23 protein-coding genes are annotated in these 25,763 nt (G+C 71.4%); 6 read left to right on the forward strand and 17 right to left on the reverse strand.

Annotation, left to right across the window (positions count from 1 at the left end):
* Positions 1–79: 79 nt before the first annotated feature.
* The 6 genes from ACZ6N8_RS22525 to ACZ6N8_RS22550 all read right to left on the reverse strand — a co-directional run bounded on the left by ACZ6N8_RS22525 (position 80) and on the right by ACZ6N8_RS22550 (position 5,199).
* Complete coding sequence (locus tag ACZ6N8_RS22525; protein WP_466012423.1) at positions 80–1,192, reverse strand: branched-chain amino acid ABC transporter permease; 1,113 nt, start codon at positions 1,190–1,192, stop codon at positions 80–82.
* Entirely contained in the window at positions 1,189–2,079 is an 891-nt protein-coding gene (locus ACZ6N8_RS22530; RefSeq protein ID WP_466012425.1) for a branched-chain amino acid ABC transporter permease, read from the reverse strand. The genes ACZ6N8_RS22525 and ACZ6N8_RS22530 overlap by 4 nt, the downstream gene beginning before the upstream one ends.
* A complete protein-coding gene (locus tag ACZ6N8_RS22535) occupies positions 2,079–2,807 on the reverse strand; it encodes an ABC transporter ATP-binding protein (protein WP_466012427.1) in 729 nt (242 codons plus the stop codon). The genes ACZ6N8_RS22530 and ACZ6N8_RS22535 overlap by 1 nt, the downstream gene beginning before the upstream one ends.
* A complete protein-coding gene (locus ACZ6N8_RS22540; protein WP_466012428.1) occupies positions 2,804–3,547 on the reverse strand; it encodes an ABC transporter ATP-binding protein in 744 nt (247 codons plus the stop codon). Before ACZ6N8_RS22540 ends, ACZ6N8_RS22535 begins: the two co-directional genes overlap by 4 nt.
* 3 nt (positions 3,548–3,550) lie before the next feature.
* The gene (locus ACZ6N8_RS22545; protein WP_364373208.1) at positions 3,551–4,750 is read right to left on the reverse strand and encodes a substrate-binding domain-containing protein; all 1,200 of its coding nucleotides are present in this window, start codon (positions 4,748–4,750) and stop codon (positions 3,551–3,553) included.
* A 209-nt stretch (positions 4,751–4,959) separates the two neighbouring features.
* Positions 4,960–5,199 carry a hypothetical protein gene (locus ACZ6N8_RS22550; RefSeq protein ID WP_466012431.1) on the reverse strand — a complete coding sequence of 80 codons (240 nt, stop codon included), beginning with the start codon at positions 5,197–5,199 and terminating at the stop codon, positions 4,960–4,962.
* Between the two features lie 262 nt (positions 5,200–5,461).
* Between ACZ6N8_RS22550 and ACZ6N8_RS22555 the strand changes: the two genes are divergently transcribed.
* Both ACZ6N8_RS22555 and tcmP read left to right on the forward strand, forming a co-directional pair.
* The gene (locus ACZ6N8_RS22555; protein ID WP_436837443.1) at positions 5,462–5,728 is read left to right on the forward strand and encodes a GntR family transcriptional regulator; all 267 of its coding nucleotides are present in this window, start codon (positions 5,462–5,464) and stop codon (positions 5,726–5,728) included.
* 246 nt (positions 5,729–5,974) lie between these two features.
* Positions 5,975–7,150 (forward strand): three-Cys-motif partner protein TcmP, encoded by a 1,176-nt coding sequence (gene tcmP, locus ACZ6N8_RS22560; RefSeq protein ID WP_466012433.1) that lies wholly within the window; start codon positions 5,975–5,977, stop codon positions 7,148–7,150.
* Between the two features lie 25 nt (positions 7,151–7,175).
* Here the strand turns inward: tcmP and ACZ6N8_RS22565 are convergent, their stop codons facing one another.
* Together ACZ6N8_RS22565 and ACZ6N8_RS22570 are read right to left on the reverse strand one after the other, a co-directional pair.
* On the reverse strand, positions 7,176–7,931 hold the full coding sequence (locus ACZ6N8_RS22565) for a DUF5131 family protein (RefSeq protein ID WP_466012435.1): 756 nt from the start codon (positions 7,929–7,931) through the stop codon (positions 7,176–7,178).
* 423 nt (positions 7,932–8,354) lie between these two features.
* Entirely contained in the window at positions 8,355–9,467 is a 1,113-nt protein-coding gene (locus tag ACZ6N8_RS22570; RefSeq protein ID WP_466012436.1) for a glycerophosphodiester phosphodiesterase, read from the reverse strand.
* Positions 9,468–9,609: 142 nt separating this feature from the next.
* On the opposite strand from ACZ6N8_RS22570, the gene ACZ6N8_RS22575 reads away from it, so the two are divergent.
* Both ACZ6N8_RS22575 and ACZ6N8_RS22580 read left to right on the forward strand, forming a co-directional pair.
* Positions 9,610–10,944, forward strand: coding sequence for a TrkH family potassium uptake protein (locus ACZ6N8_RS22575; protein ID WP_466012438.1), 1,335 nt, complete (start codon positions 9,610–9,612; stop codon positions 10,942–10,944).
* 16 nt (positions 10,945–10,960) lie between these two features.
* Complete coding sequence (locus ACZ6N8_RS22580) at positions 10,961–11,629, forward strand: potassium channel family protein (RefSeq protein ID WP_466012440.1); 669 nt, start codon at positions 10,961–10,963, stop codon at positions 11,627–11,629.
* Positions 11,630–11,670: 41 nt separating this feature from the next.
* Here ACZ6N8_RS22580 and ACZ6N8_RS22585 read toward each other — a convergent pair whose 3' ends face one another.
* From ACZ6N8_RS22585 to ACZ6N8_RS22615, 7 genes are all read right to left on the reverse strand, one after another.
* Entirely contained in the window at positions 11,671–13,296 is a 1,626-nt protein-coding gene (locus ACZ6N8_RS22585; RefSeq protein WP_466012441.1) for a serine/threonine-protein kinase, read from the reverse strand.
* A 70-nt stretch (positions 13,297–13,366) separates the two neighbouring features.
* Positions 13,367–14,926, reverse strand: a complete 1,560-nt coding sequence (locus tag ACZ6N8_RS22590; RefSeq protein ID WP_466012443.1) for a fused MFS/spermidine synthase — start codon at positions 14,924–14,926, stop codon at positions 13,367–13,369.
* Between the two features lie 36 nt (positions 14,927–14,962).
* The gene (locus tag ACZ6N8_RS22595; RefSeq protein ID WP_387115312.1) at positions 14,963–15,979 is read right to left on the reverse strand and encodes a coiled-coil domain-containing protein; all 1,017 of its coding nucleotides are present in this window, start codon (positions 15,977–15,979) and stop codon (positions 14,963–14,965) included.
* 194 nt (positions 15,980–16,173) lie between these two features.
* Positions 16,174–16,983 (reverse strand): inositol monophosphatase family protein, encoded by an 810-nt coding sequence (locus ACZ6N8_RS22600; RefSeq protein ID WP_466012445.1) that lies wholly within the window; start codon positions 16,981–16,983, stop codon positions 16,174–16,176.
* A complete protein-coding gene (locus ACZ6N8_RS22605; protein ID WP_091569521.1) occupies positions 16,976–17,428 on the reverse strand; it encodes a response regulator in 453 nt (150 codons plus the stop codon). Before ACZ6N8_RS22605 ends, ACZ6N8_RS22600 begins: the two co-directional genes overlap by 8 nt.
* Positions 17,425–19,158 carry a sensor histidine kinase gene (locus ACZ6N8_RS22610; RefSeq protein ID WP_466012447.1) on the reverse strand — a complete coding sequence of 578 codons (1,734 nt, stop codon included), beginning with the start codon at positions 19,156–19,158 and terminating at the stop codon, positions 17,425–17,427. The genes ACZ6N8_RS22605 and ACZ6N8_RS22610 overlap by 4 nt, the downstream gene beginning before the upstream one ends.
* Positions 19,155–20,354, reverse strand: coding sequence for a PP2C family protein-serine/threonine phosphatase (locus ACZ6N8_RS22615; RefSeq protein ID WP_466012449.1), 1,200 nt, complete (start codon positions 20,352–20,354; stop codon positions 19,155–19,157). Before ACZ6N8_RS22615 ends, ACZ6N8_RS22610 begins: the two co-directional genes overlap by 4 nt.
* A gap of 281 nt (positions 20,355–20,635) precedes the next feature.
* On the opposite strand from ACZ6N8_RS22615, the gene ACZ6N8_RS22620 reads away from it, so the two are divergent.
* On the forward strand, positions 20,636–23,056 hold the full coding sequence (locus ACZ6N8_RS22620; RefSeq protein ID WP_466012451.1) for a M28 family peptidase: 2,421 nt from the start codon (positions 20,636–20,638) through the stop codon (positions 23,054–23,056).
* A gap of 52 nt (positions 23,057–23,108) precedes the next feature.
* Here the strand turns inward: ACZ6N8_RS22620 and ACZ6N8_RS22625 are convergent, their stop codons facing one another.
* Both ACZ6N8_RS22625 and ACZ6N8_RS22630 read right to left on the reverse strand, forming a co-directional pair.
* Positions 23,109–24,050, reverse strand: a complete 942-nt coding sequence (locus ACZ6N8_RS22625) for a threonine/serine dehydratase (RefSeq protein ID WP_466012453.1) — start codon at positions 24,048–24,050, stop codon at positions 23,109–23,111.
* Positions 24,051–24,091: 41 nt separating this feature from the next.
* Positions 24,092–25,111, reverse strand: a complete 1,020-nt coding sequence (locus ACZ6N8_RS22630; protein ID WP_466012474.1) for a hypothetical protein — start codon at positions 25,109–25,111, stop codon at positions 24,092–24,094.
* Between the two features lie 177 nt (positions 25,112–25,288).
* On the opposite strand from ACZ6N8_RS22630, the gene ACZ6N8_RS22635 reads away from it, so the two are divergent.
* Positions 25,289–25,648 carry a hypothetical protein gene (locus ACZ6N8_RS22635; RefSeq protein WP_466012455.1) on the forward strand — a complete coding sequence of 120 codons (360 nt, stop codon included), beginning with the start codon at positions 25,289–25,291 and terminating at the stop codon, positions 25,646–25,648.
* Positions 25,649–25,763: the final 115 nt, after the last annotated feature.

Here is a 25,763-nt window from a genome sequence, read left to right on the forward strand (position 1 = left end):
TCCGTCATCCCTCTGTTGATCAAGAGGTTTGCGTCACCGTCCGGCCGACTTCTGACGCAAACCTCTTGATCAACACGCGTCAGCGAGGGGGTCGGGGTGGGCGGAGGGATCTGGTCAGGTGGGCCAGGCGGGGGGCCAGGCTGGTCAGGCCTCCGGGGAAGAAGTAGACGGCCAGGATGAAGACCGTGCCCAGGACGAACAGGGGCTGGCTCAGCGGGCGGCTGAGGACGGCCGGCAGGTTGTCCACCGCGTCGCTGGTGCCGAAGGCGGTGAGCCGGTGGTCCAGGTACATGTAGAGGACGCCGCCGAGCACCGGCCCCCACCTGGTGCCCGGCCCGCCGAGCACCACCATGACCAGCAGTGACAGGGTCAGCTCGGAGGACGTGATGTGCGGCGACGCGCCCCCGACGATCAGGACGTAGACCACCCCGCCCGCCGACGCCAGCCCGCCGGCCAGGGTGAACGCCACAAGCTTGTAGCGGTACGGGTCCAGCCCGAGCACACCGATCCGTCGCTCGTCGTCGCGCAGCCCGGCGAGCACCCGCCCGGTCGGCGACCCGCTCACCCGGTGCACCACGAAGACCACGAGCGTCAGGTACGCCAGTGCCAGCCAGTACAGGTTGACCGTGTTTGTCACCCCCACCAGCCCGGCGGGCAGCCCTGACACGTCCAGCGGCAGGCCCTCCTCGCCGCCGGTAAGCCCACCGAAGTCGCGGGCCACCAGGATCGCCCCGACCTGCGCGAAGGCCAAGGTGACCATGGCGAACGCGATGCCCACGGTCCGCAGTGCCACCGCCCCGAGCAGCGCGGCGAGGATCGTCCCACCGGTGACGGTCAGCAGCGCCGCCTGCCACAGCGGCAGACCCGCCCGGGTGACCAGGATGTCGGTGCCGTACACGCCTGCCGCGAAGTACAGCGCGTGCCCGAAGGACAACATGCCGGTCCGGCCGAAGAGCAGGTCGTAGCCGGCGGCCAGCCCGCCGAAGATCAGGCAGATCGCGAGCAGTTGCAGGGTGCCTGGCGAGTTGACAGGCCCCTCGAAGATCCCCGGCAGGGAGATCGTCGAGTACGGCAGGATCGCCAGCACGGCCAGCGCGACGAGCGGCAGGAACGGCCGCGCCCGGTGCCACCGCCCCCGCTGCGGGGTCAACTCGTCGGGCACCTGCGCGGGAGGCGCGTCGATCACCGTCATGCCGTTGCCACCTTTCCGGCGATGCCCTGCGGACGCAGCAGCAGCACCACTGCCAGCAGCCCGACCACGCAGATGTCGCCCAGCCCGGACGTGCCGTAGTAGTTGACGAACTGCTGCACCAGCCCCACGACTACCGCCGCGTACGCGGAGCCGACCACCGAGCCCATCCCGCCGATCACCACCACGATGAACGCGAAGATCAGCAGTGAGCCGCCCTGCCCGGGCGAGACGGCGCCGAAGTAGACCCCGCCGAGCGCACCGGCGAGCGCGGCAGCCGCCCCACCGATCGCGAAGACAAGCGTGAACGCCTTGCGCACGTCGATGCCGAGCGCCGTCACCATCTCCCGGTTCTCCACGCCGGCCCGGATCACCAGGCCGTACCGGGTCCAGCGCAGGAACGCCAGGATCGCGCCGAGCACCAGCACCGCCGCGATGATCAGCAGCAGGCCACCGTTGGGTACCTGCGCGCCGAGGATCCCGGTCACCTGCCGGGTCCAGTCCGGGCGCGGGAAGGTGCGGGCGTCCGCACCCCAGGTGGCCTGGAGCAACGCCACCCCGGCCAGGGACAGGCCGACGGTGACAAGCACCTGTTCGATGGTGCGGGAGTACAGCGGACGGATCAGCACCAGCTCCACCAGGACTGCCACAAGCGTGCCGGCGGCCACCCCGAAGGCGACAGCGACCACGAAGCCGAACCCGTCCGAGCCGGCGCCCGGCAGGTTGCCCGCCGCCCACCAGGTGCCGTACGCGCCGACGCCGAGGAACAGCCCGTGCGCGAAGTTCAGCACGTCGGCCAGACCGAAGACCAGGGACAGGCCGGACGCGACCAGGAAGTACAGCGCGGCCAGGCCGAGCCCGGTCAACGTCAACAGGATCACGGTCCCCATCAGTGGGACACCTCCGCCGAGCCCACACCCAGCAACGACTTGGTAAGCGCCGTCTCCAGCAGCAGTTCCCGGGCGTCACCGGTCCAGGCCACCTTGCCGGCGGCAAGCACCACCGCGTCCTTCGCGAGCCGCCGGACCACCGCCAGGTTCTGCTCGACGAGCAGCACCGGCACCGACTCCGCGACCCGTTCCAACACCTCGGCCACCTCGGTCACCACCTTCGGCGCCAACCCCTTGGTCGGCTCGTCGACCAGCAGCAGCCGGTTGTCGTTGAGCAGCACCCGCCCGATCGCGAGCATCTGCTGCTGCCCGCCGGATAGCGAACCCGCCCGTTGCCGTCCGCGCCGGTCCAGCTCCGGGAAGAGCGCGAAGACCTTGTCGTACGCCGGGGTGGTGCCGCGCCGCTCGGCGAGCCGCAGGTTCTCGGCGACGGTGAGGCCGGCGAACACGCACCGGTCCTCGGGTACGTAGCCGAGCCCGCCACGGACCAGCCGGTGCGTCGGCCGGGCCAGCAAACTCCGCGCGCCCATCCGGATGGTGCCGCGGACCTCCCCGGCGGGCGGGGTGAGGCCGACGATCGCGCGCAACGTGGTGGTCTTGCCGACCCCGTTGCGGCCGAGCAGGACCGTCACGCCGGTCGGGGCGACAGTGAAGGACACCCCCTGGAGGATGTGCAGCCCGGAGATCCGGACCGACAGATCCTCCACGGTGAGGATCGGCTCGGTCATAGCGCCTCCCCGAGGTAGGCCTCTTGCACGGTGGGGTTGGCCATCACCGTCTCCGGGGTGTCGCAGGCCAGCAGCGCGCCGTGGTGCATGACGGCGATCCGGTCGGCCAACTCCAGAATGACGTCCATGTGGTGCTCGACCATCAGCACCGCCCGGCCGCTGTCCCCGGTCAACGACTTGATGACGGCGACCAGCTCGGGGACGTCCTCGGCGCTGACCCCGGCCATCGGCTCGTCCAGCAGCATCACCCTTGGTTCACCGGCGAGCAGCAGGGCGATCTCCAGCTTGCGTTTCTCGCCGTGCGCCAGGGTGCCGGCGAGCGCCGTACCCCGGTGGGCGAGGCCGACCCGGTCGAGCGCCGCGTCGGCGGCGGCGGCCACCTCCCGGTCGGCCGCCGCCCGCCGCCACAGTGCCATCGAGCCCCCGCGGTGCGCCTGCACGGCGAGCCGGACGTTCTCCCGCACGCTCAGCGAGCCGAAGACCGAAGACGCCTGGAAGGTACGGCCGAGGCCGAGGCGGGCCCGCCGGTGCGGCGGAAGTTCCCCGATGTCCTGCCCGTCCAGGGTGACCCGGCCCTCCGTGGCCCGGCGCAGGCCGGTGATCAGGTTGAACAGTGAGGTCTTGCCGGCGCCGTTCGGCCCGATCACGCCCAGGAACTCCCCGGGCGCCAGGTCGAGGTAGACGCTGTCGACGATGGCGACCTCACCGATCCGCCAGGTCAGACCGCGGGTGGCGAGCATTTCTCAGCCCTTCATCGCCACGGCCGGCGGCGCCGACTCGTCACCGGTGAGGCTCTTCTGCGCGGTGGCTGTGAAGGCGGTGCCGCTGCCGGTCAGCTTGGCCTGGAACATCGGCTGGAGCAGCGCGTGGTCGGCGGCCCGGATGGTCATCTTGCCCTTGACCCCGTCGAAGCTCCAGCCCTCCAGGGCGGTGACCATCTTGTCGACGTCGTCGCCACCCTCCTGCACCGCGCGGACCACCATCTGGGCGGCGGCGAAGCCGTCCGGGTGGAACAGGTCGATGGTGCTGACCTTCGCCTTGAGCGCCTTGCTCGCCTCGGTGTCGCTGGCACCGTCGAAGTAGTGCGACAGGAACGAGATCTTCGCGCCGGCCGCGCCGAAGGTAGGCCAGGAGGCACGGATGTCCAGGCCGGTGACGACGGTGGTGGACGACAGCACGCCCTGCTGGTCGAGGGTCTGCCACATCGCCGGAGCGGTCGTACCGGCCCACGCCACGAAGAGCAGGTCCGGCTTTGCCGCCTTGATCTGGCTGGCGAACGGCGTGAACTCGGTGGCGCTGGCCGGCGCCCGTACGCTGCTCACTGTGGCGCCCGCACTGCCGATGACGGCCTTCACGGCGGCCTCGTTGGCGTCGCCGAACGCACCGTCCTGGGCGAACACCACCACCTTCTTGCCTGTGGGGTCGCCGATGAACGACTTGGCGGTCACCACGTCCTGGTACGACTGCCTACCGGAACGGAACGTGTACTTGTTCGCACCGGTCACCGCGTCCGTGGCGGCCGGGCCGGAGATGAACAGGACCTTGTTCTGCGCCGCGATCGGCGCGACCTGGAGCGCCACGCCGGAGGCGGTGGAACCAGCGATGATCTTCGTGCCCTTGCCGATCAGGTCCTTCGCCGCGGACACCGCCTTGGCCGGGTCCCCCGCGTCGTCGACCTCGGTCAGCTCGATCTTCCGGTCGCCGACCTTGCCGGTGCCCTTGGTGGCGAAGTCCAACCCCGCCTTGAACCCCTCGATGTACTGCTTTCCATAACTGGCCAGGGCTCCCGACTGGGAGTACACCAGGCCGACCTTCACCGGCGCGGCGCTGTCGCCGCCGCCGGTGGCGGTGTCCTGCGGGCTACCACAGGCGGTGGCGGCGAGCGCCGCAGCCATCATCGTGGCGGCGGAGAGGAACGCCCGCCGCGTATGCCGGACCGTCATCGCGACTCCAGGTGAGGACAGGATGCTGTGTTGTCGGCTCACGCTAGAAGTGACGTCACCCACGGGCTATGTGGCAGAAACACACAAGTAACAGGAACGAGGTGGCCCGGGGTTACAGCGGAGCACACCCCCGTCCCCGACCCGGGCCTTCCGGTAGCCCGAAGCGCCACGGGTGAATCGACGGGTGTGTCGCCCCGAGCCATCCGCCGTCAGCCGCACGGCCCGTTGTGGTCCGCCGGGCGCGGGCACCGCCGCCGGCCGCCGAGCAGGTGGTCACAGAAAACCCGATGTCGTACGCACTGAGCATCCTCTTCCGACACCGTCGTCTCGGCCCGGTCCACGTCGGCGAGGAAACCCAGCGCCCGCGTGATCGCCCGAGCGAAGCGCAGCGCTCCCGACAGATCCTCAGCGATTACCGGCAGGTGCACCACGAACCGTTCCCTCGTCATGCCAGAGCCACCGTCCTCGACTCGTCGACCTGGAGGGCGGTCCGGTGTGCGGGTAGGGGACGCCCACCGGACCGCCCGGCCCCACGCCCGCAGCCTTCGACGGCGGCGACACGAGCGCGGGACCAACCAAAGGCCCGTACTCCGAGGGGTTTGCCGAACCAACCGGAGCCGGACATTCAGCAACCTACCCCAAATACTTGTGTAGGTCGACCCTCGGAACTGGCGGCGTCGCAGCTTGTTGCAGTAACTGGTGTAGGCCGGCATGATCGAAGACGCCGAACCAACCGGAGTCCTCACCATGCCCACCGCAGAAGCGCCATATCGCCGCATCGCCAACGAGATCGCCGCCAAGATCAAGAGCGGCGAGCTGAAGCCCGGCGACAAGCTCCCCTCGACTCGGGAACTCGCCGAGTCCTACGCCGTGCACATGAACACCGCATCGCGAGCGCTCTCCCTGCTGCACGACCGTGAGCTGATCACCGGCCAGCCCGGCCGCGGCACCTACGTCGCCGAGCACCCCCGCCGGTAGGCACTCCGGCAACCCGCCAGACGACCAACGACGGCTCCAGCGCACCAAAGCCCGCGCCACCGCCGTTCCCTGTGTCAGATCATGGACTGAGGACTGCGCGACGGCCAATCACTAACGAGCCGTCGGCGCTGCTCGCCGGGCGTCCCCGATCGAATCCGCTCCGGGTTGGCCCACTTTGCGGGCAGCGAACCCAGCAACGCAGCGCTACCTTCTCATGACCGAAGGTGAGCGATGCGGGGAGGGCCGTTGTCCAGCAACGACGAATTTTTCCGGTCGAAAAAGGCGGCGGCCGTACTGAAGCACGGCATCCTCAAGCGCTATCCCGTGGTATTCGCCTCCAAGACAGGGCAGGGAAACCCGATCGTCTTCCTCGACGGCTACGCCGGCAGAGGCGAGTACGACGGTGGAGAGCCAGGATCTCCGCTGCTGTTGTCCCGGTGCGCCGAGTTCGTCCAAGGCTTCCGCGACGTGCTCGCGTTCTTCGTCGAGCAGGACCCGGACAGCTACGCGAACCTGGAGCAGGTGCTCCGCGACAAGGGCGGGGCGGTTCGACGCGAACTTCGCCAAGGCACCCTCGACCAGCACCTGCCCGAGGTGCTGGCCTTAGCCAAGGGCGCCTCGCTCTTCGCCTTTCTCGATCCCTTCGGGCCGGCTCTTGACTTCGATCTGATCCGGACGCGGCTGCTCGGGCGTCCCAGTTGGCCGCCGACCGAATTGCTGCTGCACTTCAGCGTTTCCACCGTGGCTCGGATGGGACGGGCGGTCCACGTTGCCGAGAGTCGATCGGGTGGACTCTCGGAAAGCGACCGGAGGACGGCCGCGCGATTGGATCGGTTCCTGGGTGGCGGCTGGTGGCGTAGCTATTTCGCCAAGGTGTCGGACGCGGGCGATGACCAGCGCGCCATGGACGTCGCACTCCGGGTTGCGGACAGGTACGCCCGAGATCTCACCCAGGGGTCCAACTACCAGGCGGTGCAGATGCCGGTGCGCCCACGCCCCGGTCTCGCCCCGAAATACGTCCTCGCCCTGTTCACCACCCATGGCGAAGGTGCCTGGCATTTCGCCGACACCCTCGGCAAGGCTGGCGTCGAATGGGAGGAGGCGTGGGTCCGGGAGCAGATCCGCCGGGGCGACCACGTAGCGGAGACACTGTTCGGCGACGGTCCCGTCTTCGACGCCGAGCAGTACAAGGCCGAGAACGCCCCTCGCTGGTCAGGTGCGATCGAGCGGAACATCATCAAGTTGCTCGAGCAGACTTCTACGATCAAAATCGTCGATCATGTGCCGGAGATCTACGGTGACGTGCTTGGGCAGGCCTGGGCACCACATGTACGACAGGCCGTCAAGTCACTGCATCGACAGGGCCGTATCAGCAGCCCCGGCACGGGTGACTTCTGGAAGGAAGTCCTCTGGCGGCCTTGAGCCGAGGCTTGACCCGCGGCAGCCCTTATGTCCGCACAAGTAGGCGCGGGGCGGGCATCTCGTCCCAAGTCCGACCGTCGAGGTGCCGGCCGCCAAGTTTCGGCGTACGCCCGCCCCACTGCTTGAAGAAGAAGGCGGTGCCAGCAGAAGCGCACTGATCCCGGAGGTCACGCACCCACGCCGGATCCATCGGGCGGCAGCCCTGCCCCGACTCGCCCCCCGCGATCAGCCAGTCGATGCCGTCGAGATCCAGGTCGACCAGCGGCCCCAGCAGCGGCTCAGCCGAGATGAAACGTACCGCAGCCGGCACCTCGCGGAGCTGGGCGACCCGTTCCCGCTGAGCGTGATCCTCGACGCTCACGCCCATCCATACGTTCGCCGGCCAGTCGATCTGATGGGCGACCTTCGCCAGCCTGGAGGCGCGCTTGGTGAGCACCTGGAAGGTATGCCTGGGGGTCTCGCGCATGACAGCGAAGACCTGTTGCACGTAGGTGAGTGGAACCCGGGCGTGGAACAGATCCGACATGGAGTTGACGAAAACGGTCCGTGGGTCACGCCACCGACGAGGGATATCGAGAGCATCAGGGTGCAGGGCGACGCCAAAACCGGGGCCGGAAGTGCGCGGGTCTCCGTCGGTCTGATATTTGGCCGAGCCCATGGCCTTCAGGCGCTTCGCGAGAGTCAACGCGTAGCAGTTGTCGCAGCCCGAAGAGATGCGGTCACAGCCTGTGGTGGGGTTCCAAGTTGCTTCCGTCCACTCGATGGCGCTTTTGTCCGCCATGCGCGGCCCCTTTCCGCTCGACGCGACAATACTGTCGAACAACCGTACGCATGGGAAGCGTTGCAGGGCGTGTCGGCCAACATGCTCTCCTCGTACCCGGCGGTTGGCTAGGCGTCGCCGACGTGCGCCACTGCGACGAATCAGGCGCTACCGCACCCATGGTCGACTCCACATCGGTGAGGTAGCGCCATCGCGTCGTCCAGACACCCCCACCTCGCCGATCTGGAGTCGATCAAGCCACCAAGCCCGCCCCGGCCCCGCTCGGCACCAGCCCCCGGACGTGCCGCTGGCCCGCCGTCCGGGTGGCGGACGACGGGCCAGCGCGTGGGCCGGGCGTGATCGGCCCGGTGGTCGGCCCGGAGCGGGTCAGCTCCGGACCGAGGCTCGCAGCGGGTTATAGGCCGGGCCGAGGCTCGCAGAGGATCAGAGGCCGGCGCGGGCGGCGACGGCGGTGTCCGGGTGGTCACTGAAGACGCCGTCCAGGCCCAGGCCGAGGAAGAGTTCGTACTCGGCCGTGATGTCGCCGCGCGCGTTCGGGTCGGTGCCGATCCGGAAGTCGACGGGGAGGAACTGGTTCTCCGCGCGGAACGTCCAGGAGTGCACGAGCAGCCGCTCGCGGTGCGCGTCACGCACCACGTTCGTCGGGGCGAGCAGCTTGCCGGCGGCGTCGCGGGGCACGAGCAGGTTCTTGTTCGCCCCGATGCCGTCGGCGTACCCGGCGATCCACTTCAGGCCGGCCGCCGTGGCGAGGTCCTGGTAGCTGCGGGTGTCGCCGGCGACGGTGAAGTCGTACGGGCGGCCTGTGGCGTCGAGCAGTTGGATCAGCTTCACGTCGGTGAGGCGGCTCAACCGACGCAGGTTCGCCGTCTCGAACGACTGGATGAAGACCGGCGAGTTTCCGCGGTCCAGCTTGTTCTGCCGCAGCACCGTCAGCAGCGGCTCCTCCAGCGGCAGGCCGATCGACGTGAAGTAGCTGGGGTGCTTGGTCTCCGGGTAGATGCCGATGGTGCGGCCCCGTGCCCGCCCCTCGGTCCGGGCCAGGTCGATGACCTCCTGGAGGGTGGGCACCTCGAAGCGGCCGTCGAAGGCGGTGTTCGCGACGCGGACCTGCGGCAGTCGCTCCTTGGCCCGCAGCGTCTTCAGCTCGGCAAGGGTGAAGTCCTCGGTGAACCACCCGGTCACGGCGACACCGTCGATGGTCTTCGTCGCCTTGCGCGCCGCGAACTCCTGGTGCGTCGACACGTCGGTGGTGCCGGAGATCTCATTCTCGTGCCGCGCGACCAGGACGCCGTCGGCCGTGGACACCAGGTCCGGCTCGATGTAGTCCGCGCCCATCCGGATCGCCAGCCGGTAGGCCTCCAGGGTGTGCTCCGGCCGGTAGCCGCTGGCGCCCCGGTGACCGATCACGATCGGGCGGTCGTTCGCCCGGGCGCGGTCCCCGCTGGTCGAGGGCTCGGCGGTGGCCACGGTGGGCACGGCCACGGCGGCGGCGAGCAGCGCGCCGGCCAGGCCGAGGGTCGAGAGGGTACGTCGCAACGCCGTCTCCTGTCATCGAGGGATGCCGAAGACAGCAGACCGTCCGCGCTTGGCCGGGAGTTGGTCGGTGACTGGCCGGCAGGTGAATCTCCGGAATGGGCGTTCCCGCTCCGACGCCCGTACGGAAAAGGAAGATTGTCTGGTGCGCCGTCTTCTCCGCAACCCTGTGCGGCTGGTGCCGCTGGGGTTCCTGGTGCCGATCCTGCTCGGCACCGCGTTGCTGATGGCGCGCTGGGCCACCGTCCAGCACCAGCGGCCTCCCCTGGTCACCGCCCTGTTCACCGCGACCTCGGCGGTGTCGGTCACCGGAATGGCGATCACCGACACCCCCAACTACTGGTCCGGCTGGGGCCTGCTGGTGATCACCCTGCTCACCCAGCTCGGTGGTCTCGGCATCCTCACCGCCGCGGCGCTGGTGATCCTGGTGGTCTCGCGCCAGCTCGGTCTGCGCAACCGGCTGCTGGTGCAGGCCGAGACTGGCGAGTTCGGCGTCGGTGACGTGGCGCGGCTGCTGCGCCGGATCGCGGTGACCGTCTTCGCCTGCGAGGCGGTGATGACCGCGCTGGTCGCCGGCCGGCTCCTCTGGGCGTACGACTACGCGCCCGGGCGGGCACTCTGGTCGGGCGTTTTCCATGCCGTCCAGGCGTTCAACAACGGCGGCTTCGCGCTCTACAGCGACGGTCTGCTCGCCTTCGACCGCGACCCGTGGGTGTCGCTGCCGTTGGCGTTCGGCGCCATCGTCGGCGGGCTCGGGTTCCCCGCCCTGTTCGAGGCCTTCCGCGAGTGGCGCGGGCCGGCCGGGTGGGCGGTGGCCACCAAGCTGACCATCTGGGGCAGCGCGGCCCTGCTGCTGCTCGGCTTCCTCGGTCTGCTGGCATCCGAGTGGACGAACGTCAGCACCATCGGCTCGTACGACGTCGGGGGCAAGGCGCTCGCGTCGTTCACCCAGATCGCGTTGAGCCGCACCGGCGGCTTCAGCGTGTTGAACATCGCCGACCTCCAGGAGGAGAGCTACCCGCTGCTGATCGTGCTGATGTTCATCGGCGGCGGCAGCGCCAGCACTGCCGGCGGCATCAAGGTGTCCACGTTCTTCCTGTTGGCGTTCACCATCTGGGCGGAGCTGCGTGGCGAGCCCGACGTGACTGTCGGGCACCGCCGGGTGGCCACCGCCAGCCAGCGGCAGGCCGTCACCGTGGCCCTGCTCAGCGTCGCGCTGGTCACCGCCGGGACGATGCTCCTGCTGCTGCTCACCGAGGGCGTGCGCTTCGTGGCGGCCCTGTTCGAGGTCACCTCGGCGTTCAGCACCACCGGGCTGACCATCGGCCTGGCCGGCGAGCTGCCGGCCAGCGGCCAGCTGGTGCTGACCGTGTTGATGTTCATCGGCCGGGTCGGGCCGCTCACCCTCGGGTCGGCGATCGCCCTGAACACCAGGCGCAGGCTCTACCGCTATCCGCAGGAACAACCAATTGTCGGCTAGTCGCGAGGAGGTCGGGATGTCGGCGAGACGATCGGACGGCGGCGGCGTCGTGGTGATCGGGTTGGGTCGGTTCGGCTGCCACCTGGCCGGGTCACTCACCCGGATGGGCCGCGAGGTGCTGACCGTCGACCGCAACCCGGATCAGGTGCAGCGCTTCTCGGCGCAGTTCGACCGTGTGGTCCAGGCCGACTCGACGGAGGACGGGGCGCTGCGCCAGCTCGGCGTGGCCAGCTTCGAACGGGCGGTGGTGGCCATCGGGGCCTCGGTGGAGGCGAGCGTGCTCACCGTGCTGGCGTTGACCGAGCTGGGTCTGCCGCAGATCTGGGCGCGCGCCACGTCCCAGAAGCACGCCAAGATCCTGTCGTCGGTGGGCGCCCACCACGTGATCTTCCCGGAGGCGGAGACGGGCGACCGGGTGGCGCATCTGATCGTCAGCCGGCTGCTCGACTTCATTGAGTTCGACGACGACTTCGCCATCGCCACCATCCGGGTGCCGGAGTCGCTCGTCGGTCGGACCCTGCTCGACCTGCGCCCGGACGAACGTTACGGGGTCCGGGTGATCGGCGCGAAGGCGCCGGGTGAGCGTTTCCGGTACGCCTCGGACGACACCGCGCTGGCGCAGGGTGGGGTGCTGGTGGTGGAGGGTGGGATCGACCAGGTCCAGCAGTTCGCGGGGCGACGCTGACCGTCACCTCCGGTGGCCGCCACCGTGCCCCTCAGCGGCTTTCACCCTTTTCCCGGACCACCCGGCCCCTTGCCCTTGCCCGGCTTCTTCGGAGCCTTCGCCGGCGCCGGGGCCTTCGGCGCGACCTTCGTGGTGGTCTTCGTCGTCTTCTTCGGCGGGGTCTTCGTGGTGGCCGCCTTGGTCGCCGGGGCGGTCAACGGCGCGCTGCCGGCCACCCCGGAGACGCGTACGCCGCAGGTGCTGTCGCCGACCCGGAACTCCACCGGCAGCGGGTTCGCACCGCTGTACGTCCCGGTCAGGGTGACCTTCTCGGCCGCGCCTGGCGCGAGAGTGCTGCGCTGGGCCGCCGGGCGGATCAGCACCGTGTTCCCCTCCTGCCGCACCGACGTCGGGTCCGCCTTGGTCACCGCCTGCTGGCCGGGGAAGGTGAAACTCATCGTCCAGTCCCGCAGCTCCTGTTCACCCTTGTTGGTCAGGGTCAGCTCGGCGGCGAAGTCCTTGCCCGAGTCGGTCCGCAGCGCGTACGCCACCTCGCAGGGCGCCGCCTTCGGCAGGCCCATCCGGGCCTCGGTGGTGGGCCGGTCCTCGCCGCTGGCCGGGCTGCGCGAGGTGAACCCCCACATCGCGCCGGTGACCGCGATGAGGCCGACGGCGGCCACCCCTGCCTCCACCCGCCGCCGACGGCTGTGCTCCCGCCGGGTGCGGTTACGGGTCCGGGAAAGCGGCAACGCGTCGGTCGCCGCCGACCAGGGCAGGATGGTGGTGCCCGCGCTGGCCAACGCCGCCGGGTCCAGATTCCCGGCGGCAGGCGAGACAGGCACGGCCGACAGCATTCCGGCAGCCTCGGCGAGGGTCCGGGCCAGCTCGGCGGTGGCCGGACGGTCCGCGGGCTTCTTGGCCAGGCAGCGCCGCACCAGATCGCTCACCGCGTCCGGCAGGCCGGGTACCTGTGGCATCGGGTCCGGGTCGTTGTACATGTGCGCGCGCAGCATCTGCGTGGTCGTGCTGGCCTGCCACGGCAGCCGGCCGGTGAGCATCCGGTAGAGCAGCAGTCCGACGGCGTACACGTCGGTGGCCGGGGAGACCTGGCCGTTGTCCAGCCGTTCCGGGGCGAGGTACGCGGGTGTGCCGAGCAGCGCGCCGTCCGGCCCCTTCTCGCTCTCCCCCACCAGCGCGGAGATGCCGAAGTCGACGACCTTGACGCCGGTCGAGGTGAGCATGACGTTGCCCGGGGTGACGTCGCGGTGCACCACACCGCGAGCGTGCGCGGTGGCCAGCGCGGAGCTGACCTCGGCACCGATCGTCACCGCCTCCCGCCACGGCAGCTTCACCTCGCGGCCCAGCCGACTGGCGAGTGACGTGCCGTCCACCAGCTCCATCACGACGTACGGCACGGTCAGGCCGACCTGCTCGGACTCGCCGTAGTCGTACACGTTCGTGATGTTGGGGTGGCAGAGCCGCGCGGCGGCCTGCGCCTCCACCCGGATCCGGTGCCGGAACGCACGGTCGCTGGCCAGCCGGGACGCCAGGACCTTCACGGCGACCTGGCGACCGAGCACCTCGTCGTAGCCGCGCCAGACCACCGACATCCCGCCCGCGCCGAGTTGCTCGACGAGCCGGTACCGCTCATCGAGGAGTTGCGCGCCGTTCCGGTCCCCACCGCCCATGGTGGCCGTAGTTGCCCGCCCGGGGGACACCTACACCTGGACGATCGGAATCGGTCAGGATGTCACCCGATCAGGCGGTCGCCAGCAGCTGGTCCACAGGGGCGTAGTCGTCGGTCAGCACGAGCGCCGAACCGACGAAGTCCGTGAGGTCGGTGCCGGAGAGCAGACTGACCTTGCTGTCGGTCTCGCCCAGCCGGCCGCGGACGGCGTCCAGCGGCAGCGGAGCGTCGGACGCGACGATCAGGAAGTTGGAGCCCTGCTCCTCGGCGAGCGCCTCCGGTGGGGCGATCAGCGCGACGTGCGTGAACTCGGCGGCCACCGTGGCCAGCTCGGCGCGGATGAACCGCAGCGGCGGGTAGTCGATGACGTTCTGCACGTACACCCCGCCCGGGCGGGTCACCCGGCGGATCTCGGCGGCCATCTCCCGGGTGGCCAGGTGCCACGGCACCACCAGGTGCCCGAACGCGTCACCCACCACCAGGTCACGGCTGTCCGTCGGCTCCCCGGCGACGAGCATCCGGGCGTCGCCCACCACCGCCCGCAGGTCCGGGCCTGTGCGTACGCCCAACTCCCGCTCGCCCAGCTCGACCAGCCCGCCGTCGATCTCGAAGACGACGTTGTCGGTGCCCGGCCGGGTGGCGGTCAGGTACCGCGGCACCGTGAAACCGCCACCGCCCAGGTGCAGGGCGTCCAGCCGCTGCCCGGCCGGCGCGGCCACGTCGGCGACCGCGCCGATCCACTTGGTGTACGCGTACTCCAGGTGTTTCGGGTCGGCCAGGTCCACGTACGAGTGCTGGGCGGAGTTGAGCAGCAACGTCCGGCCGTCGGGCCGGCCGGGGTCAGTGGTCACGCGGGCACAGTGGTACGCCGTCTCGATGTCGCACGGGTTCGGGGCGACGGTGCTGAGACCCGCGCCGAGCAGGCCGAGCACGGCCAGCGCGGCCCGGGTGCGGGCCGGACCGGGCAGGTCGGTGGGCGCCTGCCGGCGCAGATACCACCCCAGGGCGATGCCGGCCAGCCCGAGCGCCACCGCCAACGCCACCAGGATCACTGTGGTGGGCAGGGCGGCGACCAGCACGAACCCGGTGAGCAGGGTGGCGGTGATGCCGCCGAGGGTGCCGATGCCGGACAGCCGCCCGACGACCTGACCGGTGCGGCGCAGGTCGGCGAGTTGGAGCTTCACGACAAGCGGGGTGACCGCGGCGAGCAGCGCGGCAGGCACGAACACGGCCAACGCGACGAGCAGCAGGATGGCGCTGGCCGCGCCGCCGCGCAGCACCTCACCGGCGTACCTGACGACGGGCAGCGTGATCGCGGTGGCGATGCCGGCCAGCACCAGCGCCGGCGCCAGCAGGCCGCGCGGGTCGCGCCGGTCGGCCAGCCAGCCGCCGGACCAGGCGCCGTACGCGATGGCGGCGAGCGCGATGCCGATCACCGAACTGGTGACCTGGAGGGTCACCCCGACGTACGGGCCGACCAGGCGCAACGCGACGGTCTCCAGCACCAGCACGGCACCGCTGGAGAAGAAGACCAGGAACGCGGCCAGGCCGTTGGGCAGCGCCCGGCCGGTGGCAGGTACGGGCGCGGCCGAGGCCTGCGGGGCCGCTACGTCGGACGGTGGGGAGCTCATCGTCGCGATGGTACGCAGCGAAGCTGGCGCTCCGGGTCAGTACATCGAGAGATGAACATGGTTCGTGTGGCTGGCGGCGGGACTGCCGCTGCCGCTGTACGCGCGCCAACCCGTGCCGGGATGCCAGATCTGCCGGTACCAGATCACGTAGAGCACACCGAGCCGGTCGGCGTTTCGGACGTGCCAGGCGGCCAGGCTGTCGCCGTACGCCTTGTCGCCGCCCGTCGCGTTGCGGTCCTCGAAGCCGTTCGTGGCTGCCGAGAAGTCACAGGCGCGGCCCTTTGGGTGCTCGCCGCCGCCGCCTTCACGCTTGCAGGAGACGTGCCGCTTGTAACCGGCCGCCTGGGTCTGCTTGAGGGCGTTGAGGGTGCGCGGGGTGATGCAGCCGGAGGTGGTCGGGTCCTTCACCGAGCACGACTCGGACGGCCACGACCCGTCGGGGTTCCGCGGCGCCGGCTTCGCCGAGGCGGAGCTGCCGCCGCTGAAACCGCCGCTGACGCCCGAGCTGACCTCGGCGAGAGCCGCCTCGGCCTCCTTCTTCTTCTTCGCCATCACGGCGAGCTGCTTCTGCTGCTCGCGGACCTCCGCGTCGATGGCGAGCTTGGCCTGCTGGGCCTCCTGCTGGGCGTTGACGAGATCGCGCAGCCGCTTGCTGTCCCGTTGGGCCATCATGTCGAGGTCGCTGACGCGTTCCAGGAACGCCTGCGGGGTGCTGGTGTTGAGCAGCATTGTCGCCGGGGTGAGCCGGCCGACCCGGTACGACTGCGCGGCCACCTCGCCGACCTGGGCGGTGAGCCCCACCAGCCGACCTTCGACGGACTTCAACTCGCCGGTCAGCGCCGTCTGCCGGCGCTTGGAGTTGTCCAGTTTGGCCTTGGCCTCGATGTGGCCCTTGGCGGTCAGCTCCAACGCGTCCCGCAGCTTCTTGGTGCCACCCTCGTCGGGCTCCGCGTACGCGGGGACGGCGCCGCCGACGAGCACGAGCGTGACGGCGGCGAGCACGGCGAGCAGAGCGCGGCGACCGCGCCGCTGGGTGAGCCTGGTCCTGGGCACGAAAGCGTCCTTCCGTCGACCGCCGGCCCCGGTGAAACCCACTACGCGGCGGCGTCCCCGCCGGCGCCGGTCGGCGGCCTGCTGGCGGAGACCGCCGGTCACGATACCGGAACGCCCGCCGGTGACCAGCCCCCTGACCCTCCGACGGGCTCGATGTCGACGCAGCGTCCCGGCACTGTCGCGCAGCGCTCGGATCAGGAGCTGAGGAGGGCTTCGTGCACCTCGGCCCAGACCTGCTCGTTGGCCGCGACGAGCAGACCTCGCCCCTCGTCGGCGGGGTGGTAGTCGACGCCGTCGAACCGGCGGGCCACCCCACCGGCGGCACGCACGAGCAGCACCCCCGGGGCGTGGTCCCAGGGCAGGGTGCGCCAGAACAGGGTGAACTGCTGCTCACCGGTGAGGATGTCCAGGTACTCCCGGCCCGCGCAGTGCTGGCCGGGCAGCAGCTCGCCGAGTCGCCGGCCGCCGGCACGGACCCGGTCCCGGGCCTCGGGGGGCAGGAACCGGGTCATGGCCGCGCCGCGCAGCTCACCCAGCGACGGCACCTGGCCCGCGTTGTCCACCGGCTCGCCGTTGAGCAGGGCGCCCTCGTCGGCCCAGCCCGAGGCCAGCGTCTCGGCCAGCGGATCGAGGATCCAGCCGGCGGTCGGCCGCCCGTCGGTCAACAGCGCCACCATCAGTGCGAACGGTCGACGGCCGGCGGCGAAGTTGGCGGTGCCGTCGACCGGGTCGACGAGCCACACGTCCCCGCCGTCGCGCAGGTGCCGCAGCAGCTCCGGATCGTCGGCGACGCCCTCCTCGCCCACCACGATCGAGCCGGGGCGCAGGTGCCGCAGCCGCGCCGAGATCAGCTCCTCGGCCCGGCGGTCCGCGACGGTGACGACCTCGCCCGGCGCCTTCTCCGACACGTCGGCGTCGTCGAGTTTGCGGAACAGCGGCAGCACGACCTGGTCGGCGGCCTCGCGGAGCAGGTCACCGACGTCGTCGAGCAGGGTGTCAGCCACGCGGCGGCAACTTGACCACGCTGACGAAGAACTCGTCGATCTGGCGGACCACCGAGATGAAGCGCTCGAAGTCCACCGGCTTGGTCACGTAGGCGTTGGCGTGCAGCTGGTAGCTGCGCAGGATGTCCTCGTCGGCCTGGGAGGTGGTGAGCACCACGACGGGGATGCGGCGCAGCTCCTCGTCCTTCTTGATCTCTTCGAGCACCTCCCGGCCGTCGCGGCGGGGCAGGTTGAGGTCGAGCAGGATCAGGTCGGGGGTCACCGCGTCGGCGTACTGGCCCTCCCGCCGCAGGTAGGCGAGCGCCTCGGCGCCGTCGGAGACGACGGTCAGCCGGTTGCGGAGCTTGTGCTCCTCGAACGCCTCCTGGGTCATCAACACGTCACCCGGATCGTCCTCGACGAGCAGGACCTCGATCGGGCTCTTGCCGTCCGCTGGCGCGGTCATCCCACCGTCTCCCTCATGTCACCCGTTCTACCGCTTTCCGGTGCTCCGTCGGCCCGGTCCGGCCGGTCCGGGTCGGCGGACTGCTCCGGCGGCCCGGCCGGCGCCTCGGCCGGGGTCGCCGCGTCGTCCGGCGCGGAGGGCTCCGACTGCTCCGGCGCGTCGGCGGCGGCAGCGGCCTCGACGTCCTCGGGGAGCGCCGGCAGGGTGAACCGGATCGCGGTGCCCTCCGGAACGTCGGTGTCCACCCAGACCCGGCCACCGTGGTATTCCACGATCTTCTTGACGATGGCCAACCCGATGCCGGTGCCCGGGTACGCGTCCTTCGAGTGCAGCCGCTGGAAGATCACGAAGATCTTGTCGGCGAACTCCGGCTCGATCCCGATGCCGTTGTCCTGACAGGTGATCTCCCACTCGGCGCCGACCAGCCGGGCCGACACGTGCACCTTCGGCGGCACGTCCGGACGGCGGAACTTGACCGAGTTGCTCACCAGGTTTGCCAGCAGGTTGGTGAGCAGGGGTTCCTCGCCACGGATCACCGGCATCTCGGTCCAGGTCAGCTCGGCGTCCGCGTACTGCCGGGCGGCCTCGGTCTGACCTGCCACGTCACCGAGCACCTTGTTCAGGTCGACCTCGGTGAAGCCGGTGGTGAGGCGGCCGATGCGGGAGAACGCCAGCAGGTCGTTGATCAGGCGCTGCATCCGCTGGGCGCCGTCGACCGCGAACGCGATGTACTGGTCGGCCCGCTCGTCGAGCTGCCCGGCGTAGCGGCGCTGGAGCAGCTGGCAGAAGCTGGCCACCTTGCGCAGCGGCTCCTGGAGGTCGTGCGAGGCCACGTACGCGAACTGCTCCAGGTCACGGTTGGACCGGGTCAGCTCCTCGGCCTGCTTCTGGAGCTGGCTGTTGACCCACTCGATGCGTTCCCGTGCCTGGCGCACCTCGGCCAGGTCGGAGGCGATCTTCTGGCGCATCGCGTCCACGTCGTCGCCGAGCCTGATGAACTCCGGTGGGCCGTCGGTGGCGATGCGGTGCTGGTAGTCGCCCTCGGCGACCTCGCGGACCTGGCCGGCCAGGCCGGTCAGCGGCCGGACCACCATCCGGTCCAGCGAGACCAGCAGCACCGTGCCGGCCACGACCACCACCAGGGCGGCGACGATCAACAGGACGACCAGCACGTTGCTGCTGCTGCGGACGTCGGCGGCGGACTGCTCCCGGGCGGCCAGGATCTCCTCCTGGAGGCTGGAGACCGCCGCGCGGACCTCGTCGAACTGCTGCCGAGCCTGGTCGGTGACCAACGCCTGGCCGGCCTGGGTGCCACTGCGCTCGGTCGTGGTGATCACCGGCTCCGCCACCGTCTGCCGCCACTGCCCGACGCGTTCCTGGACTATCCGCAGCTCCCGGCCGACCTGCGGATAGTCCCCGATCAGCTCGCCCATCGAGGCGATGACCGCCTTCTCCTGGTCCAGCCCTTCCCGGTACGGACCCAGGTCGGCCGGCTTGCCGCTGACCGCGTACCCCCGGACCGCCGTCTCCTGGTCGAGCAGCGCGTTGAGCAGCTCCTGCGACTGCACCCGCAGCGGACCTGTCTGGTTCAGGACGGCGTCGATCTGCGTGCGGTTGCGGGCCGCCACCGCCGCCTCCGCGGCGGCCAGACCGATCAACAGCACACCCACGACGGTGAGCAGGGTGATGACCCGGCGGCGCAGACTCCAGCCGCCGCTCATTGCCTTCACCGCCCACCACCCCGGCTGACCAGCAGCATGGCCACGTCGTCGGCGAGCGGGCCGCCGTTGATCTGCTCCGCGCGACCGACCAGCCAGGCCGGCAGATCGGGCAGCGACACCTCGCGGTTGGCCGGTTCGTCGAGCAGGCCGCTCAGACCCGGCACGTCGAGGCGTTCGTTGCCCGCGCCCACACGCCCCTCGATGAGGCCGTCGGTGTACATCAGCAGGGACCAGTCATCGGTGTCGAACTCCAGGTCGTAGGCGATCGGCCGGCGGGGTCGTACGCCCAGCAGCAGGCCGCCGGGTGCGGGCACCGGGACGACCCGGCCGCCGGAGAGCAGCAGCGGCGGCGGATGCCCGGCGAGTCGGACGGTGGCCCGGTTGGCGTCCAGGTCCAGTCGGGTGGTGGCCACCGTCGCGAAGATCTCCTGGAGCCGGCGCTCGCTCATCAGCACCTGCTCCAGCGCGGGCAGCACCTCGTCGTCCGGTACCCCGGCGAGCACCAGCGCCCGCCAGGCCACCCGCAGCTCGACGCCGAGGGCCGCCTCGTCCACCCCGTGTCCGCAGACGTCCCCGACGATCAGGTAGAGACGGTCCGGACGGGTCTGGACCACGTCGAAGAAGTCCCCGCCGATGAGCGCCGCGTGCCGGCCCGGCCGGTAGAAGGTGTGCACCGCCACCTGGTCGGTGGTCATCAGCGGCTGGGGCAGCAGGCCGCGTTCGAGGCGGGCCGACTCGGCCTGGCGCAGCTCGACCTCACGCAGCCGGCGGGCGTTCTCGTCGGCCCGTTTGCGCTCCACGGCGTAGCGCAGCGCCCGGGTCAGCAGCACCCCGTCCACCTGGCCCTTGACCAGGTAGTCCTGTGCGCCCTCGGCGACCGCCACGATGCCCAGGTGCTCGTCGGAGCGGCCGGTCAGCACGCACACCGCCGCGCCGCTGGACATCTCCAGCACCTGACGCAGCCCGTCCAGCCCCTGCGCGTCGGGCAGGCCCAGGTCGAGCAGGACGCAGTCGACGCCGGTGACCCGCTGCCGCGCCTCGCTGAGGCTGGTGGCGACCAGCAGTTCGATCATCGAGTTGGTCTCGGCGAGCAGTTCACCGACCAGGAAGGCGTCACCCTCGTCGTCCTCCACCAGCAGCACCCGCAGCCGCTCGCCCGGCGGCAGGTTGGCGTGCCGCGCCAGGCCGCCGTGCGGGTACGGCACGACTGGGGAACCGGCCAGGCCGGGTCCCCGGTGCGGCCGGGTCACCGCCGCGAGACGCGGGAGTTCGCTGGTGATGTCGGGCTCCTTCCGAGTGCCCTGCTGATCCTGTATTAGACAACGGTCGCACACAACACGGCGGCCTCGGCGCGGGCGGGGATGGGCCGCGTCACTGCCCCCGTGACCGTTCGGCCCGATCGCTGGCCGACCGGCCATCCCGCCCGAAGTCGCTGGACGGCAGGATAGTGCCACCCCAGGCCCCCACCACCTTCGAGGAGTTCCCCGTGGGCGCACCCCCCACCCAGGCTGCGACGGGCCGTCCGGCCCGCCCCGGTCCGGGCGTACCTCCCGCCGACCGCGCGTTGGCCCGACCGCGCCGCCGGCTCCTGGCCGTCGCGGCTGCGATGGCGGCGCTGGCCGCGGTGGGCGCCGGCAGCCTGCTCGACCTGCGCACTCCGGCGCCGTCCCCGGCGAGCGCGCCGGCCGACGAGTTCAGCGCCGGCCGGGCGTACGAGGACGTCCAGGTCATCGCGGCCCGGCCGCACGTCGCCGGCAGCGCGGCAAACGATCAGGTACGCGCGCACATCGAGCAGCGGTTGCGCGGGCTGGGCCTGGAGACCGAGGTGCAGGACACGGTGGCCCCGGAGGCCGGCCAGCTCAGCGGCGCGGCGGGTGGGGCGACTGTGGCCCGGGTCCGCAACGTGGTGGCCCGGCTTCCCGGCACCGATCCGACCGGCCGGGTGTTCCTCGTCGCCCACTACGACTCGGTGCAGACCGGGCCGGGTGGCAACGACGACGCGGCGGGCACCTCGGCGATCCTGGAGGTGGCGCGGGCGCTGGCGGCCGGTCCGAAGCCCCGCAACGACATCGTCTTCGTGCTTACCGACGCGGAGGAGGCGTGCCTGTGCGGCGCGGCCGCGTTCGCCGCCAGCCACCCGCTGGCCGCCGACGGCGGGGTGGTGCTCAACCTGGAGGCGCGCGGCTCCACCGGTCCGGTGATCATGTTCGAGACGTCGAAGAACAACTCCCGGCTGGTGGACGTCTTCGGCCGGGCCGCCCCACACCCGGTCGGCACCTCGTTCGCGGTGGAGATCTACCGGGCGCTGCCCAACGACACCGACTTCACCGCCTTCCTGGACCAGAAGTTCGTCGGGCTGAACTCGGCGTACATCGACGGCGGCGCCATCTACCACACCCCGCTGGACACCCCTGCGGCGATGGACCGGGGCAGTCTCCAGCAGCACGGGGACAACGCGCTGGGCCTGGCCCGGGAGTTCGGCCGCACCGACCTGACCGACATGCGTTCCGGGCACGACGCCACCTACTTCCCGGTCCCCGGCGGGCTGGTCCGCTACCCCGGCTGGCTCACCCTGCCGCTGGCCCTGCTCGCCGTGGCAGCCGTGGCCGCGCTGGGCTGGCTGACCCGCCGCGCCGGGCGGGCCAGCGCCGGCCGGCTGGCCGCCGGCTTCGGGCTGGCCCTGGTGCCGATCGTGGTCGCGCCGGTCGCCGCCCAGCTGCTCTGGCTGGCGATCACCACGATCCGCCCGGGGTACGCGGAGCTGCTCGACCCGTACCGCCCGATCTGGTACCGGCTGGCCGTGCTGGCGCTCGCCGCCGCGATCGTGTTCGCCTGGTACGCGCTGCTGCGCCGCCGGATCGGCCCGGCCGCGCTGGCCGTGGGCGGGCTGGCCTGGCTGGCGCTGCTCGGCGTGCTGCTCGCCGTGGCGGTTCCCGGCGGGGCGTACCTCACGACCCTGCCGGCCCTGGCCGGTGCCATCGGCGGGCTGGTCGCGCTGCGGACCCGGCAGACCGGGCCGTGGCCGGTGGTGGCGGTGACCGCCGCCGCCGCGGTCGGGGTGGCCATCCTGCTGCCGACGGTGGTGCTGCTCTTCCCCGCGCTGGGCATGGCGATGGGTGGGGTGGCCGCGCTGTTCGCGGTACTGCTCGGTCTGACCGCCCTGCCGGTGGTCGACCTGCTGCATCCGCAGGCCGGCGGGCAGCGCGGGCTGGTCGCACTGCGGGCCCGGCGGCTCGCGATGCTGCCGGCCGGGGCCGCCGCCGTCGCGGCGGTGGTGCTCGCCGGGGTCGGGCTGGCCGTCGACCGCTTCGACGCCGACCATCCCGCGCCCACCCACCTGATGTACGCACTGGACGCCGGCACCGGCCAGGCCCGCTGGCTGAGCCGCGAAACCGACCCGCAGCCGTGGACGGACGGCTACGTGGACGGGGTGACCGATGTCGGCGACGACTTCCCCGGGCTCGGCGACGCTGAGCTGCGCGCCGGGCCCGCGCAGGCGGCGAACCTGCCGGCGCCGAAGGTCGACGTGGTGGCCGACAGCACCTCCGGCGACGAACGCACGCTGCGGCTGCGGCTCACCCCGCAGCGGACGGTACGGCTCGCCACGCTGCACGTCGACGCGTCGACGGCCACGGTGCTGCGCGCCGAGGTCGCCGGCCGGCCGGTGCCGGTGGAGGCCCGCGAGGGGAGGTGGGGATTCGGGCTGGTCTTCCACGCCCCTCCGGCCGAGGGGATCGAGGTGACGTTGACGCTGCGGCCTACCGCCGCGCAGGTGTCGCTGCGGGCGATGGACGCCAGTGATGGCCTCGACGCGCTGCCCGGTTTCCGCCCCCGGCCGCCGGACGTCGGCGTCGTCGGGTCGCACAGCTCCGAGATGCTGGCGGTCGCGCGCACCTATCCGATCTGACCCGAAGCGGCCCGGCGGAGTCCCTCCTCCGCCGGGTCGCCGCCCTTCGGCGTCAGTGCGGTGCAGCCGGGCCGAGGTCGCTCGGGTCGGTGTTGCCGCCGCAGACGATCACCGCCACCCGCTCCCCCGCCTGCGGCACGTACGCCCCGCCGACCAGCGCGGCGAGCGCGGTGGCACCGCCGAACTCGGCGGCCACCCGCAGCTCCGACCAGAGCAGCCGACGCGCCCGCACCAGGTCCTCGTCGCTGACCAGCACGGAGACCACACCGGTCCGGCGGGCGGTGTCGAACGCGATGTCGCCGATCCGGCGGGCGCCCAGCGAGTCCATGGCGATGCCGCCGACCTCGATGTCGACAGGCCCGCCGGCCTTGAGCGCGGAGTGCAGGGTGGGGATCTGCTCGGGCTCGACGGCCACGACCCGCACCGACCCGTCGAACCAGCTCGCGATGCCGGACACCAGCCCACCGCCGCCGACCGCCACCAGCACGGTGTCGATCCCGTCGAGCTGCGCCTCCAACTCCCGGCCGACGGTGCCCTGACCGGCCACCACCTCCGGCTGGTCGTAGGCGTGCACGACCAGCGCGCCGGTCTCCGCGGCCCGCTGGGTGCTCGCCGCAAACGCCTCGGCGTAGTGCTGGCCCACCTGCCGCACCTGGGCACCCAGCCCGGCCAGCCGCTGCACCTTCACCGGTGCGGAGGTGACCGGCACGAAGACCTCCGCCGGCACGCCCAGCGACCGGGCCGCGTACGCCACCGCGAGGCCGTGGTTGCCACCGGAGGCGGCGATCACCCCGGCCGAGGGCAGCGGCCCCTGGAGCATCCGGTTGAACGCCCCCCGCGGCTTGAACGAGCCGGTGTGTTGGTGCAGCTCCAGCTTGAGGCTGAGCTGGCCGGGCACGCCCAGGTCAGCGCCGTCGACAGCGATGACCGGAGTTTCCCGGACCCGCCCGGAGACCAGCGCGGCAGCGGCCTCGACGTCGCTTCTGTTCACCATGGGAAACGCCCTCTCACTGGGACCGTGGTCGGTGAGCCATCCTATGGAGCGTCAACGGGGTCGCCCCTGTCGGCTGCGCGCCGCAACCGGCGGTGCTCGGCGGTCACCACCCCCAGCAGGGCCAGGTCGATCGCGACCACGGCTACCGCGTTGAACTGGTTGACAGTGAAGTTGAAGACCTGCCCGAACAGCAGGCTGACCAGCAGCGCGAGCTTGAAGAACCGGAACGCCTCGAGCCGGTTCGAGCGCAGCAGCCACGCCGCCCGCAGACTGAGGACCGCCGTGACAAGCGCGGTAGCGGTGACACCGAGCACCGCGCCCCACTCGCGCTCCTGGTCCAGCTCTCCGGTCACACCGTCCAGCAGCACCGCCACCACGACCAGCACCGGCTCCACCACCAGGTAGACCACCACCAGCCAGACCAGCCAGCGCTGCCGCGTCGCCCAGGCGGCGAGACGCCGGGCCCGGTCGGCCGCCCGCTGCCAGAACCGGACCGACGGCGGCTCACGTCGGGGCATCGTGTCCAGCAACTGCTCCATGGCAGCCGCGGTGGCAGGCCCGGCGCCCCGCACGAGACGCCGCACGTCCGCCCGGCGCCGGTCCGTCAGCCCGGCGGGCTGAGCGCTGAGCACCACGTCCAGCGCGTTGGCCGTACGCTCGGCCGGGGTCAACTGGGATCGACCGGTACGCCCACGCACCGCCTGGGTGAGCAGGACGAGCAGGGCGAACGCGACGTAGATGATGGCGGCAGCCGGGGCGTAGAAGTAGTCGGTGCCGGTGGTGACGAACTTGCCCACCTCGTCGATGAACAGGCCGAAGCCGACGCCGCCGACGATCGCCCCGGCGGTGCGTGCCCCTTCGCCCAGGAAGATCAACGGGATCGCCAGGCCGACCGCGAGCAGCAGGCCGCCCCAGAGCACATGCGCGATGTGCAGCCCGCCGCCGCCGAGCTGCGGATAGTCGGTGGCCTCCAGGTACGCCCGCAGGGCCAGCACGGTGACCACGCCGGAGAGTACGAAAGCCTGGAGGTGGGACGCCGCCTGGACCGCCCGGGTCGGCAGCCGGCGGACCAGCCAACCAACTCCGGGGCGGTGGCGCGAAGGTCCAGATGGCATGTTCCGAAACCTAGTAGCTGCCGACTCCTCGCGGACGTGGTCCGGGTGGACCCGGCAACGCCGGCCCGTCCAGCGGGTACGCCACGGGCTGACGCCGCTCGCGCGATGCCTGATACTTCGTCCATGACGCTGTCGGCGACGCGCCCTGCCCTCGTCGGGACGGGCAGGGCCGACCCGCGCGCCTCGTTCCTGGTGCTGATCGGCTGGTACGCGGCGGTCGTGGTGGCGTTCGGCCTGTTTCTCGGCACGCTCTCCGGGTCGGTCCCGGTGGGCTGCGGCGAGGTGTGCGACTCGGAACGGTCCCGGATGCTGCTCTTCGGGCTCTACGTGGCCCTGCCGGCGATGTTCCTCGCGCTGCTGGTCAGCCTGGCGACGCTCGCGGCGCTCGTCTCCCGTACCCGGATTCGTTCGGCGGCGCTCGTGGGGACGCTGTCCGCTGTGGTGCCGCTGGCCGGGTGCGCCCTGCTCACCGCGAGCCTCTGACCCGCCCGAGGCTCAGCTACTTCCAGCGGTATTGATCTCGCTGGTCGGCAGAGACGATCAAAGCGGGCGTCACGCCGCGCGAGCTGGGACGCAAGCGGTCAACGTTGGTCATCCT

Source organism: Micromonospora sp. NPDC047521 (assembly GCF_055587305.1).

What these genes read in the sequence shown, in the direction of transcription:
- ACZ6N8_RS22530 (WP_466012425.1), bottom strand. Translation starts at nt 2,079, where the DNA reads ATGGGGACCGTGATCCTGTTGACGTTGACCGGGCTCGGCCTGGCCGCG.
- ACZ6N8_RS22565 (WP_466012435.1), bottom strand. Translation starts at nt 7,931, where the DNA reads ATGGCGGACAAAAGCGCCATCGAGTGGACGGAAGCAACTTGGAACCCC.
- ACZ6N8_RS22635 (WP_466012455.1), top strand. Translation starts at nt 25,289, where the DNA reads ATGACGCTGTCGGCGACGCGCCCTGCCCTCGTCGGGACGGGCAGGGCC.
- ACZ6N8_RS22555 (WP_436837443.1), top strand. Translation starts at nt 5,462, where the DNA reads ATGATCGAAGACGCCGAACCAACCGGAGTCCTCACCATGCCCACCGCA.
- ACZ6N8_RS22585 (WP_466012441.1), bottom strand. Translation starts at nt 13,296, where the DNA reads ATGGGCGGTGGGGACCGGAACGGCGCGCAACTCCTCGATGAGCGGTAC.
- ACZ6N8_RS22540 (WP_466012428.1), bottom strand. Translation starts at nt 3,547, where the DNA reads ATGCTCGCCACCCGCGGTCTGACCTGGCGGATCGGTGAGGTCGCCATC.
- ACZ6N8_RS22580 (WP_466012440.1), top strand. Translation starts at nt 10,961, where the DNA reads ATGTCGGCGAGACGATCGGACGGCGGCGGCGTCGTGGTGATCGGGTTG.
- ACZ6N8_RS22550 (WP_466012431.1), bottom strand. Translation starts at nt 5,199, where the DNA reads ATGACGAGGGAACGGTTCGTGGTGCACCTGCCGGTAATCGCTGAGGAT.
- ACZ6N8_RS22535 (WP_466012427.1), bottom strand. Translation starts at nt 2,807, where the DNA reads ATGACCGAGCCGATCCTCACCGTGGAGGATCTGTCGGTCCGGATCTCC.
- ACZ6N8_RS22625 (WP_466012453.1), bottom strand. Translation starts at nt 24,050, where the DNA reads ATGGTGAACAGAAGCGACGTCGAGGCCGCTGCCGCGCTGGTCTCCGGG.
- ACZ6N8_RS22605 (WP_091569521.1), bottom strand. Translation starts at nt 17,428, where the DNA reads ATGACCGCGCCAGCGGACGGCAAGAGCCCGATCGAGGTCCTGCTCGTC.
- ACZ6N8_RS22545 (WP_364373208.1), bottom strand. Translation starts at nt 4,750, where the DNA reads ATGACGGTCCGGCATACGCGGCGGGCGTTCCTCTCCGCCGCCACGATG.
- ACZ6N8_RS22525 (WP_466012423.1), bottom strand. Translation starts at nt 1,192, where the DNA reads ATGACGGTGATCGACGCGCCTCCCGCGCAGGTGCCCGACGAGTTGACC.
- ACZ6N8_RS22590 (WP_466012443.1), bottom strand. Translation starts at nt 14,926, where the DNA reads ATGAGCTCCCCACCGTCCGACGTAGCGGCCCCGCAGGCCTCGGCCGCG.